This window comes from Slackia sp. CM382, from assembly GCF_000293015.1.
Taxonomy (GTDB): Bacteria; Actinomycetota; Coriobacteriia; order Coriobacteriales; family Eggerthellaceae; genus Slackia; species Slackia exigua.
Genome location: NZ_ALNO01000010.1, coordinates 14,598 through 30,819, shown reverse-complemented (window position 1 = coordinate 30,819; position 16,222 = coordinate 14,598). Strand labels below are relative to the sequence as shown.

Annotated in this window: 15 protein-coding genes; all 15 read left to right on the top strand. The window is 63.8% G+C overall.

The window, feature by feature from the left end; all coding sequences use genetic code 11:
- Positions 1–191: 191 nt before the first annotated feature.
- Positions 192–1,421, top strand: a complete 1,230-nt coding sequence (locus HMPREF1155_RS04180; RefSeq protein ID WP_006361857.1) for a hydrogenase small subunit — start codon at positions 192–194, stop codon at positions 1,419–1,421.
- Positions 1,422–1,424: 3 nt separating this feature from the next.
- The gene (locus tag HMPREF1155_RS04175; protein ID WP_009077692.1) at positions 1,425–3,098 is read left to right on the top strand and encodes a nickel-dependent hydrogenase large subunit; all 1,674 of its coding nucleotides are present in this window, start codon (positions 1,425–1,427) and stop codon (positions 3,096–3,098) included.
- Complete coding sequence (locus HMPREF1155_RS04170; RefSeq protein WP_009077621.1) at positions 3,099–3,773, top strand: cytochrome b/b6 domain-containing protein; 675 nt, start codon at positions 3,099–3,101, stop codon at positions 3,771–3,773.
- A gap of 182 nt (positions 3,774–3,955) precedes the next feature.
- Positions 3,956–4,861, top strand: coding sequence for a GTPase Era (gene era / locus HMPREF1155_RS04165; protein WP_039993364.1), 906 nt, complete (start codon positions 3,956–3,958; stop codon positions 4,859–4,861).
- A 51-nt stretch (positions 4,862–4,912) separates the two neighbouring features.
- Entirely contained in the window at positions 4,913–5,833 is a 921-nt protein-coding gene (locus HMPREF1155_RS04160; RefSeq protein WP_009077680.1) for a zinc ribbon domain-containing protein, read from the top strand.
- Between the two features lie 144 nt (positions 5,834–5,977).
- Positions 5,978–8,695 (top strand): DNA polymerase I, encoded by a 2,718-nt coding sequence (gene polA, locus HMPREF1155_RS04155; protein WP_009077651.1) that lies wholly within the window; start codon positions 5,978–5,980, stop codon positions 8,693–8,695.
- Between the two features lie 295 nt (positions 8,696–8,990).
- The gene (gene rplU / locus HMPREF1155_RS04150) at positions 8,991–9,350 is read left to right on the top strand and encodes a 50S ribosomal protein L21 (RefSeq protein ID WP_009077716.1); all 360 of its coding nucleotides are present in this window, start codon (positions 8,991–8,993) and stop codon (positions 9,348–9,350) included.
- An 18-nt stretch (positions 9,351–9,368) separates the two neighbouring features.
- Positions 9,369–9,653: a 50S ribosomal protein L27 gene (gene rpmA, locus HMPREF1155_RS04145; RefSeq protein WP_006361849.1), complete on the top strand. Its 285-nt coding sequence runs from the start codon at positions 9,369–9,371 to the stop codon at positions 9,651–9,653.
- Positions 9,654–9,761: 108 nt separating this feature from the next.
- On the top strand, positions 9,762–11,156 hold the full coding sequence (obgE, locus tag HMPREF1155_RS04140) for a GTPase ObgE (RefSeq protein WP_009077626.1): 1,395 nt from the start codon (positions 9,762–9,764) through the stop codon (positions 11,154–11,156).
- Positions 11,156–12,256, top strand: coding sequence for a glutamate 5-kinase (gene proB, locus HMPREF1155_RS04135; RefSeq protein WP_050999266.1), 1,101 nt, complete (start codon positions 11,156–11,158; stop codon positions 12,254–12,256). The genes obgE and proB overlap by 1 nt, the downstream gene beginning before the upstream one ends.
- Positions 12,253–13,554 carry a glutamate-5-semialdehyde dehydrogenase gene (locus HMPREF1155_RS04130; RefSeq protein WP_009077696.1) on the top strand — a complete coding sequence of 434 codons (1,302 nt, stop codon included), beginning with the start codon at positions 12,253–12,255 and terminating at the stop codon, positions 13,552–13,554. The genes proB and HMPREF1155_RS04130 overlap by 4 nt, the downstream gene beginning before the upstream one ends.
- A 6-nt stretch (positions 13,555–13,560) precedes the next feature.
- Positions 13,561–14,274: a nicotinate-nucleotide adenylyltransferase gene (gene nadD, locus HMPREF1155_RS04125; protein ID WP_009077628.1), complete on the top strand. Its 714-nt coding sequence runs from the start codon at positions 13,561–13,563 to the stop codon at positions 14,272–14,274.
- An 18-nt stretch (positions 14,275–14,292) separates the two neighbouring features.
- A complete protein-coding gene (gene yqeK, locus HMPREF1155_RS04120; protein WP_009077623.1) occupies positions 14,293–14,889 on the top strand; it encodes a bis(5'-nucleosyl)-tetraphosphatase (symmetrical) YqeK in 597 nt (198 codons plus the stop codon).
- Between the two features lie 204 nt (positions 14,890–15,093).
- Positions 15,094–15,513 (top strand): ribosome silencing factor, encoded by a 420-nt coding sequence (rsfS, locus tag HMPREF1155_RS04115; protein ID WP_009077675.1) that lies wholly within the window; start codon positions 15,094–15,096, stop codon positions 15,511–15,513.
- Between the two features lie 2 nt (positions 15,514–15,515).
- The gene (gene mtnN / locus HMPREF1155_RS04110) at positions 15,516–16,217 is read left to right on the top strand and encodes a 5'-methylthioadenosine/S-adenosylhomocysteine nucleosidase (RefSeq protein ID WP_009077663.1); all 702 of its coding nucleotides are present in this window, start codon (positions 15,516–15,518) and stop codon (positions 16,215–16,217) included.
- Positions 16,218–16,222: the final 5 nt, after the last annotated feature.

Below are 16,222 nucleotides of genomic sequence, written 5' to 3'. Positions count from 1 at the left end.
GTATATCGGGTAGCATCTGTGCCGCAAGGGGGAACGTCGAATCAGTGTGAAGTTATGTTTGCAGGGTAACACCTTCTCGCCTTTTGACGATAGGGCGTCATCGATCCGTTGATTTCACGCATCGTACGCATTCCTTTCACGCACAATAGCGGTATCGGTTTGTCAGCAGTTAGGAAAGAGGAGGTGTACGTATGGACAATCAGGCCACTGCCACGAAATTCCAGGATATCCTTGAATCTCGCGGCGTCAGCCGCCGCAGCTTCATGAAGATGTGCGGTACGGTTGCGGTCATGGTCGGCTTGAGCAAAGCCGCTGCTCCACGCGTAGCTGAAGCTGTCGAGAAATCGGTGATCGGCGCTGCAGAAGGGGGACTCTATCCGGCGATTTGGATCGAGGGAGCTTCTTGCACCGGCTGCACCGAGGCGTTCGCGGGATCGGCCGACCCCGACCCTGCGTCCGTCGTGCTTGAGATGATCTCATGCAACTACAACGAGACGCTGTCCGCCGCCGCGGGCTACAGCATGGAGGAGGCGCGCCGTCAGACCATGGAGGCGGGCAACTTCGTGCTCGTCTACGAAGGGGCCGTCCTGCGCGGCTTCGACGACTGGGCCCTCCGCGTCGCGGAGGAGAAGGGCACCGACATCCTGGCGGAAACGGCCGAGAAGGCCAATGCCGTCATCGCGATCGGTTCGTGCGCGGTCAACGGCGGCTGGATGGCCGCCGATCCCAATCCGGCAGGCGCCATGGGCGTTCAGCAGCTCCTTGAAGAGCGCGGCATCGAAACGCCCGTCATCAACATCCCCGGATGCCCGGGCAACCCCGAGTGGCTCGTCGCCTGCCTCGTGAGCGTCGTCATGCTCGGCAAGCTTCCCGAGCTCGACGCCTTCGGCAAGCCCAAGGAAGTGTTCTCGCAGACCGTCCACGACAACTGCGAACGCCGCGGCCACTTCGAGAACGGCGAGTTCGTCTACGAATACGGTTCTCCCGAGGAAGCCATGGGCTACTGCCTCTACCCGCTCGGCTGCCGCGGGCCTCAGACCAAGGCGAACTGCGGCGTCGCGATGTACAACCGCGGCCGCAGCTGGTGCATCCGTTCCGGCGGACCCTGCATCGGATGCTGCGAGGCCGATCCGCACAATCCCAAAGACAACTGGGTCCAGGTCAATGCTCCGTTCAACAAGCGTCATCGCGATCTGCGCATCGGCGACTTCATCTTCCAGCCGACGACGCTCGCGCTGGGCATCATCGGCATCGAAGCCGTCGCCCTCGTTGCGCACGGCTTCGGCATGAAGGCCGCCGGGCGCGTCCCGAACGGCGCCGACTTCGAACCCGTGCGCGCATGGGATGCCAAGCACCCCGACAAGTCGATCGGCGTGTATGACGACAAGGTTCTGGAAGACATCAAGAAGGGAGGGCGATAGGATATGGCACGCACCACGATTGACCCGATTACCCGTATCGAGGGCCATCTGCGCGTCGAGATGGAAGTCAACGATGGCGTCGTCACCGATGCATGGGTCTCCGGCGGATGCTTCCGCGGCATGGAGCTCGTCGTCCGCGATCGCACCCCCCAGGATGCGGCCCAGATCGTCCAGCGCATCTGCGGCGTCTGCCCGGTGTCCCACGCCCATGCGGCGTCCATCGCCGCCGAGAAGGCGTACGGCATCGCGATTCCGAACAGCGCGCGCATCATCCGCAACATGCTCGAGGGCGCCCAGTTCCTGCACAGCCATATCCTCTGGCTGTACAACCTCGCCGCGCTCGACTACGTCAACCCGCTCAACGCGCTGAATGCGGACACGGGCCTCGCGTATGACGTTGCCGAAGAATACGGCCTGAAGAACGCCGACTTCGTCTCGTTGCAGGACCGTCTCGCCCGCTTCGCCGACAACGGCCAGCTGTCCATCTTCAGCGGTAACTGGTTCCCGACGGCCGAGCAGTACGCCGACGGCACCAACGAATACAATCTCACGCCTGAAGCCGACCTCATCATGACGGCCCACTATCTCGAGGCGCTCGAGATGCAGGGCACCGCCTCCGAGATCGCCGCGGTGCTCGGCGGCAAGATGCCGCACGTCATGACGCTCATTCCCGGCGGCACGATGTTCGTTCCCACCGACCAGAAGCTCGACGACCTCAAGGGCCTGATCGATCGTCTGTACAACTGGGTCGCCGCGGTCGCCGTGCCCGATTCGATCGCGCTCGGCAAGTTCTACCCCGAGGCGTTCAACTTCGGTGCCGGCTGCCGTCGTTACGGCGCCTGGGGCGTCTTCGAGCGCGAGTCCTTCAAGATGGCCGATCGTTACATGCCCTCCGGCGTCATCGAACTGGGTCCCGACGGCAACTACCAGCTCTCCGAGGTGGAAGAATCCAAGATCACCGAGTACGTGGGCCATTCCTGGTATTCGGGTTCCGAGGACCTGCCCCCCTTCGAGCAGGGCGTCAATCCGGAATACACGGAATACAACACCGACGATCGCTACACCTGGAACAAGTGTGCCCGCTACGACGGCAAGCCGCTCGAGATGGGCGGCGCGTCCCGCGTGCTCGTCGCCTACGTGCGCGGCGACAAGTTCATCAAGGAGCACGTCGACGCGCTCCTTGTCGCGCTGGGCGGCACCCCGGGCGACCTCTCCCCGTTCTCCTCGACGATCGGCCGCACGGCTCTTCGTCAGGTCGAGACGCTCTATGTCGCGACGCTCATGAAGGAATGGCTTGCCGAGCTCGTCGAAGCCATCAAGGGCGGCGACAGCACGTACTTCACGAAGTCCGATGCCGTCGAAGGCGAAGGCACGGGCTTCTGGGAGGCTCCGCGCGGCGCGCTCTACCATTCGGAGAAGGTCAAGAACGGCAAGATCCAGGACTATCAGATCATCATTCCGACGACATGGAACATCGCGCCGCTCGATCCCGACGGGGTCCACGGCCCCATGGAGCAGGCCCTTATCGGCGTTCCCGTGACCGATATGGAAAAGCCGATCCACGCCCTGCGCACCGTCCACAGCTTCGACCCCTGCACCGCCTGCGCCGTGCATGTGGTCGAACCGAAGACGGGCAAGAAGTTCGAAACCGTCACCAGCCCTTGGGGGGTGAAGTAAATGGCCCATCTCGCGCATTACGACGAGGCTCATCCGCTGCCGTTCCGCATCACGCACTGGATCAACCTCGTGGCCATGGTCTTTCTGATCATTTCCGGCTGCATCATACATTTTCCGTTCGTCCCAGGAGTGATGGGCATCGCACGCGGCGCGCATATCTTCTTCGGCTTCGTGCTGACGATCAACTGCCTCGTTCGCGTCATCATGGCGTTCGTCGTGAAGTCCGCTCCCACCGGCGGCACCCGCGCGGTCGTCAAGGACTACAAGACCTGGCTGCCGCAGGCCGATAACCGTCATCAGCTCGGTGCCTGGATCAAGTACTACCTGTTCATGAAGAAGGATCACCCGCAGTCCGCGAAGCTCGGCGTTCCCCAGAAGATCTCCTATCTGCTGATTCCCGTGCTCATCCTCATCATGTTCATCACGGGTCTGTGCATCTGGGGTCCCACGATGGGCGCGACGGCCGGCCTGACCGCGGCGCTCGGCGGAACGATGGCGGTGCGCATCATCCACTACTTCATGATGTTCGTCTTCATCATCTTCATCTTCATCCATGTCTACCTGGCGAACATCGAAGGCTTCGCGCCTTCCAAGCTGATGTTCTTCGGCAAGGAGCATGAAGGTCTGCACTACGACGTGGAGCGCCACGTCGTCCTCGCCGAGGAGCAGAAGTAGCATCTGCGTTCGATGCCTGCTCGTTCGCTCGGATGTAAGAAGGCTCGCTTCGGCGGGCCTTCTTCTTATATATAATCGTGTCGTTCATCCCGCATCTCGTGCGTCGTTCGCGCCGTCCGAGGAGCGGATCCATCGATGCGGCCGATGTCGGTTCGGCCGGGGAAGCGAGCGAGGGGACCTTCATGTCGAATCAGTTCAAGAGCGGCTTCGTGACGCTGGTCGGACGCCCTAACGTGGGGAAGTCATCGCTGATCAATGCCGTGGTCGGACATAAGGTCGCCATTACGTCGAGCACCGCTCAGACCACACGCCATCGCTTCCGCGCCATTCTCACGACCGATGACGCGCAGGTCGTCATGGTCGACACGCCGGGCCTGCACAAACCGCACGATGCCCTGGGCGAAGAGCTCAACACCTCCGCCATCATGGCGCTCGAAGACGTCGATGTCGTCGCATTCGTGGTGGATGCGAGCCAGCCTTTCGGCCGCGGCGACGAATGGGTCGCGAACCAGGTGCGCGCGGCGAAGGCCCCGCGCAAGATCCTCGTGCTCAGCAAGGCCGACCTAGTGGATGCGCAGATCGTGGAGAACCAGCTCAATGCTGCCCGTGCCCTCGATTCCTGGGACGACGAGATCGTCCTGTCCGCGAAAACCGGTTTCAACGTCGACGGATTCGTCCAGGCGGTCATCGCAGCCCTGCCTGCAGGGCCCAAGTGGTTTCCAGACGACATGGATACCGACCAGCCGTTCGAGGTCATCGTCGCAGAGTTCATCCGCGAGAAGATCCTGCGCAGCTATCGCGACGAAGTGCCTCACAGCATCGGCGTCGTCGCCGACGACCTCGAATACGACCGCGCCAAAGACATGTATCGCATCTATGCCACCGTCTTCGTCGAGCGCGACAGCCAGAAAGGCATCATCATCGGCAAGGGCGGCGCGGCCATCAAGCGCGTCGGCATCGAGGCGCGCCTCGACCTCGAACAGATGCTCGGCTGCAAGGTGTTTCTCGATCTGCAGGTCAAGGTCAAGAAGAACTGGCGTCGCGATCTGAACCAGATCCGCCGTTTCGGATACGGCGAAGGCATCTAGAACCGGACTCCCGCCGCCGCGCGGGATGACATGCTTGAAAGGAGGGCTTCCATGGCCGGATATTGCACATGGTGCGGCGCGCGCCTCGACGAGAACGCGCGGTACTGCCCGTCATGCGGCGCGCGCACGACCCAGGTCGTGACCGTGGACGGCTCTCCCGATGCGGTCGATCCCCTGCGCGGCCTCGATATCGTGGAGGGGGAGCGCCTTCCTGTCGAGGACACGCAGCGCATGAAGATCACCGAGATGTCCGACAAGGTCGTCGTCTCCTCGGGAAAGGCGCGTCGCTTCACGCAGGACACCGCCGTTCCCAAGCGGCGTGCGGCGATCCTCGTGCCGATCGCGCTCGTCGTCATCGTCTGCGCGCTCGTCGCGGGCTACCTCCTGTCCACGACGAAGGCTTCCGATGCGCCTTCAGCGCCCTCGGCCGCATCGGGCGGTTCCGCGAACGATGCCGCAGATTCGCCCGAGAGCGATGCGCCTTCGGCGGAGCCTGCGGCCATCGTGAACGACACGGCGTCGACGGCTCTGTCCGAAGACGAGGCCTATACGGCGCTGACCGGCTACTACGATAAACTCGACGGGTTCCGCTCGCGCCTGCTTTCCTGCGTCGACGATTACAACGGAACCTTCGAGTCCTCGTCCATGAGCGACCGCCAGGCGGCCTACGAGAAGGCCAAGGCCCTCGAGGACGACGTCTCGTCCACATGCGATGAGATGCGCGGTCTCGTGTTCGCGCCCAACAGCGCTTACGAAACGGACAGGGCGACCCTCATCGAGCTGTACGGCTACATGCTCGGACGCATCTCTCCTCTGGTCGATTCCTGGGAGCTCGATCTGACCTTCGACGATCCTTCGGCCCATGCCGACGAGATCCTCGCAAAGCTGAGCGAGCATTACGTCAACGGAGCGAACCCGAACGTCGAGCGCTACGACAGGCTTCACGCGACGGCGCGTCCCCAGAAGCGCTGACATCCATCGCGCTCGCCCGCTCGGCGAGCCCCTGCTTTTTCCATTCGCTCGATGTTCCGACGTCCTGCCGGCGCCATGCCGCGCCGTATACTGGCAGGCATGACACGATCCTGATGGGGCGCCGTCCCCGCGAAAGGAACCCGAATGCCGAGGACCATCGCCGTTATCGACGGAAACTCCCTGATGCACCGTGCGTATCATGCAGTGCCGCCCACCATGAACGCCGTCGACGGCACGCCGACCAACGCTGCGTTCGGGTTCATGTCGATGCTGCTCAAATTCTACGAGGACGCGCGTCCCGACGCCATCGTCTGCGCCTTCGACGCCGGCAAGCCCACGCACCGCATCGAGGCGATGAAGGCGTACAAGGCCCAGCGCCCTCCGATGGACGACGAGCTGCGCGTGCAGTTCCCCGTCATCGAAGGCCTGCTCGATGCCATGGGCATTCCCGTCGTGAAGGTCAAGGGCTGGGAAGGAGACGATATCCTCGGCACCATCGCGGCGCGCGACGAGGCGCTCGGCTGGAACACGCTGCTCGTCACTGGCGATAAAGACGCCTATCAGCTCGTTTCCGACCATACGCGCGTTGTGACGACCAGGAAGGGCATCACCGATGTCGTGATCTACGGTCCCGACGAGGTGCTCGAGCGGTATGGCGTGACCGCGGCGCAGTTCCCCGACTTCCTCGGGCTGCAGGGCGATACGGCCGACAACATCCCCGGCGTGCCGGGCATCGGGCCGAAGACCGCCACCAAGCTGCTGCAGGCCTATGGGAGCATGGACGGCATCTACGAGAACCTCGACAAGCTCAAGGGAAAGCAGCTCCAGAACCTCGCCGACAATCGCGATCAGGCCTATTTGAGCCGCGATCTCGCGGTCATCGTGCAGGATCTCGACTTCGAGCTCGATCTCGAATCCGCGGCGTTTCCCTCCTTCGAGGCCTCCGCGGTCGCAGAGGCCTTCGGCGCGGTTCAGTTCTCGTCCCATCTGGCGCGCGTGCTCGCGCTTATCGGCGGGGAAGGGGATCTTCCCTCGGCCGCGTCGATCGAGCTGCCCGACATCGATCCCGCGACGGACGATGCGGCTCGGGCGTTGCTCGAGGCATGGCTCGCGCCGCGCGCCGATGCGGTCCCCTCCATGCTCGCGGACGAAGGTGCGCCCGTGCTCGGCGTCGAGGTCGTGGAGCCTGCGCAGGCATCTCTCTTCGAAAGCGCGTGCATCGCCTTCGTGTCCGACGGGCATGACGTCGTCCGTTTCGAGAACGAGGATGCGATCGCCGCCGTGGCCCGCATCGTGCGCGACGGGTGCTTCTGCACGCTCGATGCGAAGGCGACGATGCAGCGCGCGTATCCTCCCGATTCTTCGCGCGAGGCCTTCGTCGCTCCTGCCGAGCTTCTGTCGGCGCGCGCCTTCGACATCGGGCTTTCGGCCTATCTGCTCCAGTCGAACGCGTCTTCGTACGATTACGCCACGCTGTGCGAGGAATACCTGGCGGCGTCCCTGCCTGCCTTCGACGACGCGTGCGACGAGGCCTGCGCGCACGCTTTCGTGGCGCCCCGCCTGGCCCGTGCGCTCGACGGCGCCATGGCGCGCGATGCCGAAGAGGCCTCGCCCGACGGGATGTCCGGCCGCTCCGTCGGCACGCGTTCCTGCTACTACGACATCGACCTTCCCCTGGTGCCGGTCCTCGCCGTCATGGAGCGCGTCGGCGCGCGCATCGACGTCGACGCCCTCGCCGAGATGGGCCGTTCCGTCGCCGAGGAGATCGACGGCATCCGCACGCGTGTCTTCGAGCTCGCAGGAGAGGAATTCAACCTGGATTCCCCTAAGCAGCTTTCCGTCGTCCTCTTCGAAAAGCTGGGGCTTCCGCACGGCAAGAAGACCCAGCGCGGATATTCGACGGATGCGAAGACCCTTTCGAAGCTCGAGGACGTGCATCCCATCGCGCGCGAGATCCTGCGCTACCGCGAGCTCGCGAAGATGGAATCGACCTATATCGAGGCGCTGCCGCGCATGCGCGCGGGCGACGGTCTCGTGCATACCCATTTCAACCAGACGGTCACGACCACAGGACGTCTGTCCTCATCCGATCCGAACCTGCAGAACATTCCCGTGCGCACCGAGTTCGGCCGCCGCATCAGAGGGTGCTTCGTGCCTCTGCGCACAGGCGATCTCTTCATGTCGGCGGATTATTCCCAGATCGAGCTTCGGCTTCTCGCGCACTTGTCGCGAGACGAGCACCTCGTGCATGCCTTCTGCTCCGGCGCCGACTTCCACGCCTCGACCGCCGCGCGCGTCTTCGGCGTGCCCCTCGAAGAGGTCACGCCGTCCATGCGCAGCCGCGCGAAGGCCGTCAACTTCGGCATCGTGTACGGCCAGCAGGCTTTCGGCCTGGCTCAGAACCTGGGTATCGGCTTCAAGGAAGCCCAGGAGATGATCGATCGCTACTTCGAAGCCTATCCCGGCGTGCGCGCATTCCTCGACGGCACGGTGGAGGAGGCGCGCGCGTGCGGATACGCGACGACCATGTTCGGGCGGCGCCGGCATATTCCCGAACTCAAGGCGAAGAACCCGGCCCAGCGCGGCTTCGGCGAGCGCACGGCGATGAACCATCCGATGCAGGGCAGCGCGGCCGACATCGTCAAGATGGCCATGAACGAGGTCCAGCGCAGGCTCGTCGACGGCGGTTTCGCCGCACAGGTCATGATCCAGGTCCACGACGAGCTCGACCTGAGCGTCCCGGTCTCCGAGCTCGATGCGGTCGGCGCGCTCGTGCGCGATGCGATGACGAACGTCGTCACGCTCGAGGTTCCCTTGATCGTCGATGTCCAGAGCGCGAAGACCTGGGCCGAGGCGCATTAGCGCCCGCGCGGCGCCTTGTCGGCGTTTTGCGATGAAACGGCGAATTCATCAGGTGATAGTGCGCTTGCCGGGCAACTAGCGTACAATTGGACGGCTGCTTGAAGGTCGCCGGAAAGTCTCCTGCGTCCCTTTCCCCTTGGACGTTCGTCTGCTTCGAACCGTCGTCCCGATGGCGCGCATTCGCAGAAGCCCGTATCTTGCGAAAAATATGGCCACGGTCGCAATAGTCGTTGACGCGATTTGGTGGCGTATGTACAATATCGGCTTGCGTTTTGACTCATTCAAGGAGATTTACATGTACGCAATCGTTAAAACCGGTGGTAAGCAGTATAAGGTGGCTCCTGGCGATAAGATCAACATCGAGAAGATCGATGTCGAGCCGGGCCAGCACATCGAGCTTGAAGCCATCTGCGTCGTCGACGGTGCTTCCGTCGAGCTTACCGATGCCGCGAAGACCAAGGTCGTCGCGACCGTCCTCGAGCAGTTCAAAGGCGAGAAGCAGCTCGTCTTCAAGTTCAAGAAGCGCAAGAACTACAAGAGGCTCCGCGGTCATCGCCAGAGGCTGACCCGCATCCAGATCACCCAGATCGGCGACGTTACGTACGAAGCTCCCGTCAAGGCCGCGCCTGCTGAAGCCGCGCAGACCGAAGAATAACGAAGGGCAGGTAGTATCATGGCACACAAGAAGGGTCTCGGCTCCTCCCGCAACGGTCGCGATTCTCACGCGCAGCGACTCGGCGTCAAGCGTTTCGGCGGCGAGCACGTCATCCCCGGCAACATCATCGTCCGTCAGCGCGGCACCCATTTCCATCCCGGCGCGAATGTCGGCCGCGGCAAAGACGACACCCTGTTCGCTCTGGTCGAGGGTCAGGTCGTGTTCAGGAAGCAGACGCGTCGCACCAAGAAGCCCCGTCGCATCGTGAGCGTCGTTCCCGTTTCCGAGGAAGCCGCTGAATAGCTTCCTCGCATTTTCAGCGATACCGCATGAGAGCTCGCCTAGGCGGGCTCTTTGCATATACAATGGCATGTCAATCGATCGAAGACGCGCGCGGATAAGGGTGAGCGAATGTTTACGGACAAGGTCCATATCTACGTCAGGGGCGGCGACGGCGGGGCCGGCTGCATGAGCTTCCGTCGGGAAGCCCATGTCCCGAAGGGCGGACCCGACGGCGGCGACGGCGGGCACGGCGGCAACGTCGTCGTGCAAGCCGACGCAGCGCTTTCCTCGCTCATACAATATCGGTACAAGCACCACTTCAAGGCCGAGCGGGGCACGCACGGCAAGGGAAGCCGCATGCATGGCGCACGCGGCGAGGATCTGATCCTCAAGGTGCCGCTCGGCACGATCGTGCGCGAATGGAACGATGATTCCAAAGAAACCGGCGCGCTCATTGCGGATCTGACGCACGACGGCGAGCGCGTCACGGTTGCCAACGGCGGCATGGGCGGCCGTGGCAACATCCACTTCGTCACGTCGACCCGTCGCGCGCCTTCGTTCGCCGAGCTTGGCGAACCGGCATCCGAATCTTGGATCGAGCTCGAGATGAAGCTCATGGCCGACGCTGCGCTCGTCGGCATGCCGTCGGTCGGCAAGAGCTCGCTCATCGCCCGCATCAGCGCGGCGCGCCCCAAGATCGCCGATTATCCGTTCACGACGCTCGTTCCGAATCTCGGCGTGGTCAAGGGCGACGAATACGATTTCGTCGTCGCCGATGTCCCGGGCCTGATCGAAGGCGCATCCGAGGGTAGGGGGCTTGGGCATGAATTCCTGCGCCATATCGAACGGACCGCGCTTATCGTCCATGTGGTCGACATGACCGGCGGATACGAAGGCCGCGATCCGGTGGAGGATTACCGCATCATCAACCGCGAGCTCGAAATGTACGCTTCCGATCTCGCGGCTCGGCCTCGCATCGTCGTGGCGAACAAATGCGATGCTCCCGGGGTGGAAGATGCCGTCCGTCGACTCGAAGCCGAGGTACGCTCCGATGCCGTTGCGGCCGCCGACGGGAACGAGTATGCCGACAGCGTCGCGGAGGCCAAGGTCTACCGCATAAGCGCGCTTACGGGCGAAGGCATCGACCCTCTCGTCCATGCGCTCGGAGAAAAGGTCCACGAGCTGCGCGAGGCCGCCCGCGTCCAGGAGTCCGAGAGGGTCGCATACGAGCAGGTCTGGGAACATGAGCGCGAAGCGCGCGACAAGCGCTTCTCGGTCCATCGGCTCTCCGAAGGAATCTTCCGCGTGGAAGGCCCGCAGATCGAGCGCTGGGTCGTGCAGACCGACTGGGGAAACGAGGAGGCGCTCTCGTTTCTGCAGCACCGCTTCGGGCGCATCGGTCTCGAAAAGCGTCTCGTCGCCGCAGGTGCGCGCAATGGAGACGAGATCCGCATTCTCGGCCGCGCCTTCGAATTCGAAACGGCCGACGATGCGGACGATGCGTTCAGGGAGCTCGATCTGTGATGGCTCGTGCGCCACGCGAAAGAGCCGGCGGCACCGCCCGCACCGCGATCATCAAGGTCGGATCCTCGACGCTCACGGGCGATTCCGGGCGCATAGAGGAGCCGTATCTCGTCGACCTTGCACGCCAGATCCATGCGGCGCGTGCGGCGGGATGGCGGGTCGTGCTTGTGAGCTCGGGATCCATCCCCGCAGGGCTTGAGACCCTGGGGCTTCCCGTGGAACGTCCTCGCGACATGCCGACGGTGCAGGCCGCGGCCTCCGTCGGCCAGCGTGCGCTGCTCTCCGCGTACGACAAGGTCTTCTCGCTGTACGGCATCACGATCTCGCTCGTGCTGCTCACGCGCCGCGACACGGCCGATCGCCACGCGTATCTGCACGCGCGCGACACGTTTCGGCGTCTGCTCGAACTCGGTGTCGTCCCTATCGTCAACGAGAACGACACCGTATCGGTCGAGCAGATCAGATTCGGCGACAACGATACGCTCGCAGCCCTGGTCGCGTGCATGATAGATGCCGACCGGGTCGTCATCCTCTCCGACATCGACGGCCTATACACGGCGAATCCCCAGACCGATCCCGATGCGCGGCTGCTTTCCCGCGTCACGCACGTCACGTCGCGGATCATGGAAGGCGCGTCGGGGCCGGGCAGCACGGTCGGTTCGGGCGGCATGGTCACGAAACTCACGTCGGCCCGCGTGCTCGAGGCCGCCGGCATCCCGCTCGTGATCTGTCAGGGGCGCGCCACCGACGCCGTTGCGTCGGCGCTTGCGGACGAACCTTCGATCGGCACCTTCTTCGAAGCGCGCGAGAAACGTCATGAAATGACGCCGCGCAAGCTCTGGATCGCGCTGGGCAATTCGGTCAAAGGCCGTCTGATCATCGACGAAGGCGCGGCGTGCGCCCTCGTCGAAGGCGGATCGTCTCTGCTCGGCGTCGGCGTCGTCGACGTCGTCGGGGAATTCGCCGCAGGCGACGTCATCGACGTCGCGACGCCTGCCGGCGGCGTTCTGGCTCGAGGTCTCGCGAAGGTCTCGTCCGAAGCGGCGCGCATCGAGAAGGGGACCGTCGTGCATCGAGATGAATTGGTGGTGTTCGAATGACGAGGGAATCCGAATCTTCCGGCATCCGGGCGCTCGCCCTCGCGGCCAAGGAGGCGTCGCGCGCCGTCGCGTCAAGTTCGGTCGAGGTGCGCGATCAGGCCCTTAGGCTCATGGCAGGATGCCTTCGCGCGCACAAGGACGGCATCTGCGCCCAGAACGCGCGCGATATCGAGGCCGGACGTGCGGCCGGCATGGCGCCGTCGCTCATCGATCGCTTGCTCTTGACGCCCGAGCGTGTCGAATCCATGGCATGCGCCCTGGAGGATCTCGTCGCGCTTCCCGATCCGATCGGGCGCATCCTTGAAGAACGCACGATCGACGAAGGCCTCCGTCTCGCGAAGGTCAGCGTGCCGCTCGGGCTCGTCGCCGTCATCTACGAGGCGCGTCCGAACGTCACGGCCGATGCGGCCGGCATCTGTTTGAAGGCGGGCAACGCCTGCGTGCTGCGCGGCGGCTCGCAGGCGCGGCTCAGCAACGTCGCCATCGCGGATGCGCTGCGCGAAGGCGTCGTGTCCGCCGGACTTCCCGCCGACGCGGTCAGCCTCGTTGCGGACGCGGGCCATGCGTCCGCCGACGAGCTCATGGGGCTTCGCGGCACGGTCGACGTGCTCATTCCTCGCGGAAGCGCGGCTCTTATCGGCCATTGCGTTGAACATGCGAAGGTCCCGGTCATCGAAACCGGGGTGGGCAACTGCCATGTCTACGTGCATAGATCGGCCGACCCGTCCATGGCGCGCGATATCCTCGTCAACGCCAAGACCCAGCGCATCGGCGTGTGCAATGCCTGCGAATCCCTGCTCTACGACGCATCGCTTGCCGATGTGCCGGGAGCTCCCCTTGCGGTGATCCTGCGTGCGTTGACGGAAGCCGGCGTCACGCTCCATGCCGACGACCGTACGGCGGCCCTGCTCGACAAGGAGAGCATTCCCTTCCGCGCCGCCGAGCAGAGCGATTGGGGGCGCGAGTACCTCTCCCTGGATATAAGCGTGAAGTCCGTGCACGATGTCCGCGAGGCCATCGCGCACGTCAACCGCTATGGAACAGGGCATTCCGAATGCATCGTCGCCGACGAGGACGACCCTCGGGGCCATGATGCCGTGCAGGCTTTCCTTCGCGATGTGGATGCGGCCGTCGTATACGCGAATGCTTCGACGCGCTTTTCCGATGGAGGATGCTTCGGTCTCGGTGCCGAGATCGGCATATCGACCCAGAAGCTTCACGTGCGCGGGCCGTTTGCGACCGATGCGCTGACGTCGACCAAGTATATCGTGCATGGCTCAGGCCAGGTCAGAAAGTAGCGAGGCATGATGAACGCCGGTCTTTCCGCATACGCATCCCGTCCGGGGGATCCCGTGCGCGTATCGCCCCGGTTCGATCGATTGGGCTTCGACGATCCAGACGCCTCGTTTCGCCTCGGCATCATGGGCGGTACGTTCGACCCGATTCATGTGGGGCATCTTGCCTGCGCCGAACAGGTTGCCGATCGATTCGGGCTCGACGGCGTCGTCTTCATGCCGACGGGCGATCCATGGATGAAGCACGGCTCGCCCGTGACTGCGGCCGAGCTTCGGTACGAAATGGTGCGTCTCGCCATCGAGGGGAACGCACGGTTCGATGCAAGCCGGCTCGAGATCGATCGACCAGGTCGGACGTACACGGTTGACACCCTGCGCGAGCTGCGCGCTCACTTTCCCGAGAACGTCGAGCTGTTCTTCGTGTCCGGGGCGGATGCGCTGTTCCGCATCCTCGAATGGCGCCATGCCGATGAGTTGGGGCGCCTGGCGCATCTGGTGGGCGTGACCAGGCCTGGATTCGAAGTGACCGATTCGCGGCGCCGCTACATGCGTACGCACGCGGGTATCTTCCGAGTGTCCGAGGTCGAGGTCACGGCGCTGTCCATTTCTTCGACCGATTTGCGCCGCATGGTGTCCGAGGGTCGCTCCGTCCGTTATCTCGTGCCGCGCGAGGTGTTCGACTTCATCCGCGACCGCGGCCTCTACCGGACGGTTTCCCGATAGCCTGAGGAGGTTTCGTTCATGGACGCCGAACGATTCGAAGAGATGCGCATGCGGCTCGAGGAACGCCTGAAGCCGTCGCGCTATCGCCATAGCCTGGGCGTGTCCCAAACCGCCGTCCGTCTCGCCCGCATCTACGGCATCGATGAGGATGCTGCGGCCGTAGCGGGGCTTCTGCATGACTGGGACAAGGCGCTTTCCACCGACGAGCTGCGTCGCAAGGCGAAAAAGCTCGGTTGCGCCCCGAAATACGTGCGCAAGAACGCGCCGGGGGTGCTGCATTCGTTCACGGCCGCGGCGACGTTGCGCGACGAATTCCCGGAGCTTTCCGACGCCGTCCTGCAGGCCGTCGCGCGCCATACCTGCGGCGCAGAGGATATGAGCGGACTCGACATGGTGGTCTTCATCGCGGACATGATAGAGCCGGGGCGTACGTATCCGCACGTCCAAGCTTTGCGCGATGCGGTGGGAACGGTAAGCCTTGACGAGCTTTTCTTCCAGGCCTACGCATCCACGCTGCGTTATCTCATCGGCGCCGGCATGGTCGTCTATCCTGATTCGCTTTCCGTATACAACGCGCTTGCGCTCAAGCGCGTCCGCGCAGGAAGGTCTGCATAAGGCGGGTTCGTCCCTCGGGTCGTTCGCCGTCGCTTCCGAGGATGCGGCATTCGCTGCGACGCGGCGATGCGCGTGACGCAGCGGCACGGCATGCGTTTAGCGCGAACGTCACGTGCGCATCGTGCGGGATGCGCGTCCAGCTGGTATCCTATTCGTTCGAATGCAACGCGGCCGACAGGGTCGCTTCGACGGAAGGAAATCAACGTGGCTCAGGATAAAGGCCTCTCATCGTTGGATAAGGCGCTCATCGCCGCCCGCGCGGCGGACGGCAAGAAAGCGACCGACATCATCATCCAAGACGTGCGCGACCTCGTCGACGTGACCGATTACTTCGTCATCGTCACGGCGCAGAATAATCGCCAGATCAGCGCGGTTCTCAATGCGATCGAGGAAGAGGAGCTCAAACAGGCGGGCGTGAAGCCGTTCGGCGTCGAGGGCGCTCGGGAAGGCTTCTGGGCGCTGCTCGATTTCGGCGACTTCATCGTGCATATCTTCCAGCCCGAAGGACGCGATTACTATCGCCTCGAAGAGGTTTGGACGGATGCCCCGCGCGTCGACTTCGAGCTCGAAGGCTCCCAGGACGAGGCGGCCGCTCCCGCCGCCGACGCGTCGACCGAGGAGTAGGCATGGAGAAGCCCGCGATCGGCATCGTCTGCGCCACCGAGACCGAGCGCGACCCGTTCCTTGCGCGCATGTCCGACGTGCGCGAGCATGCGCACGGCATGCTCGTCGCCTACGAAGGCCGCCTCTCGGGTGCCGACGTCTTCCTTGTATTCAGCGGAATCGGCAAAGTCAACGCCGCGATCGCGACGCAGACGCTCATCGATTCGTTCGGCGCGGGCGTCGTCGTGAATGCGGGGACGGCGGGCGCCCTGGTCGAGGGGCTCGACGTCTGCGATATCGTCGTGGCCGACCGGAGCGCCTATCATGATCTGGACGCCTCGTTCATGTCCGATTCCCACATGACCGTCTCTCCTGAAGAATGGTTCGCCTCGGACGAATCTCTGCTCGAAACGGCGCGCGAGGTCGCCGCGTCGTTCGGACGCACCGTCGGATTCGGCTGCATGGTGACGGGGGAGCGATTCATCGGCGAGGGCGACCATGAGAAGCTCGCGCGCTCTCTGGCGCCTCTGTCCGCCGACATGGAAACGGCCGCGATGGCGCACGTCTGCAAGGTCTTGGGAGCCGGCTTCATCTCGGTCAGGGGTGTGACCGACACGCCTGCCGATCCGGGATTCGATGTCTATCTACGCAATCGCGAAGCCGCTGCCGCCGTCGCCGAACGATTCGTCGAAGCGATGGTTGCTCGCCTGTCCGCCTCCTGCTGATCGCC

Bases quoted from the DNA above. Each gene is read 5' to 3' on its own strand.
- HMPREF1155_RS04180 (WP_006361857.1), top strand. From the start codon at position 192: ATGGACAATCAGGCCACTGCCACGAAATTCCAGGATATCCTTGAATCT.
- HMPREF1155_RS04175 (WP_009077692.1), top strand. From the start codon at position 1,425: ATGGCACGCACCACGATTGACCCGATTACCCGTATCGAGGGCCATCTG.
- HMPREF1155_RS04170 (WP_009077621.1), top strand. From the start codon at position 3,099: ATGGCCCATCTCGCGCATTACGACGAGGCTCATCCGCTGCCGTTCCGC.
- era (WP_039993364.1), top strand. From the start codon at position 3,956: ATGTCGAATCAGTTCAAGAGCGGCTTCGTGACGCTGGTCGGACGCCCT.
- HMPREF1155_RS04160 (WP_009077680.1), top strand. From the start codon at position 4,913: ATGGCCGGATATTGCACATGGTGCGGCGCGCGCCTCGACGAGAACGCG.
- polA (WP_009077651.1), top strand. From the start codon at position 5,978: ATGCCGAGGACCATCGCCGTTATCGACGGAAACTCCCTGATGCACCGT.
- rplU (WP_009077716.1), top strand. From the start codon at position 8,991: ATGTACGCAATCGTTAAAACCGGTGGTAAGCAGTATAAGGTGGCTCCT.
- rpmA (WP_006361849.1), top strand. From the start codon at position 9,369: ATGGCACACAAGAAGGGTCTCGGCTCCTCCCGCAACGGTCGCGATTCT.
- obgE (WP_009077626.1), top strand. From the start codon at position 9,762: ATGTTTACGGACAAGGTCCATATCTACGTCAGGGGCGGCGACGGCGGG.
- proB (WP_050999266.1), top strand. From the start codon at position 11,156: ATGGCTCGTGCGCCACGCGAAAGAGCCGGCGGCACCGCCCGCACCGCG.
- HMPREF1155_RS04130 (WP_009077696.1), top strand. From the start codon at position 12,253: ATGACGAGGGAATCCGAATCTTCCGGCATCCGGGCGCTCGCCCTCGCG.
- nadD (WP_009077628.1), top strand. From the start codon at position 13,561: ATGATGAACGCCGGTCTTTCCGCATACGCATCCCGTCCGGGGGATCCC.
- yqeK (WP_009077623.1), top strand. From the start codon at position 14,293: ATGGACGCCGAACGATTCGAAGAGATGCGCATGCGGCTCGAGGAACGC.
- mtnN (WP_009077663.1), top strand. From the start codon at position 15,516: ATGGAGAAGCCCGCGATCGGCATCGTCTGCGCCACCGAGACCGAGCGC.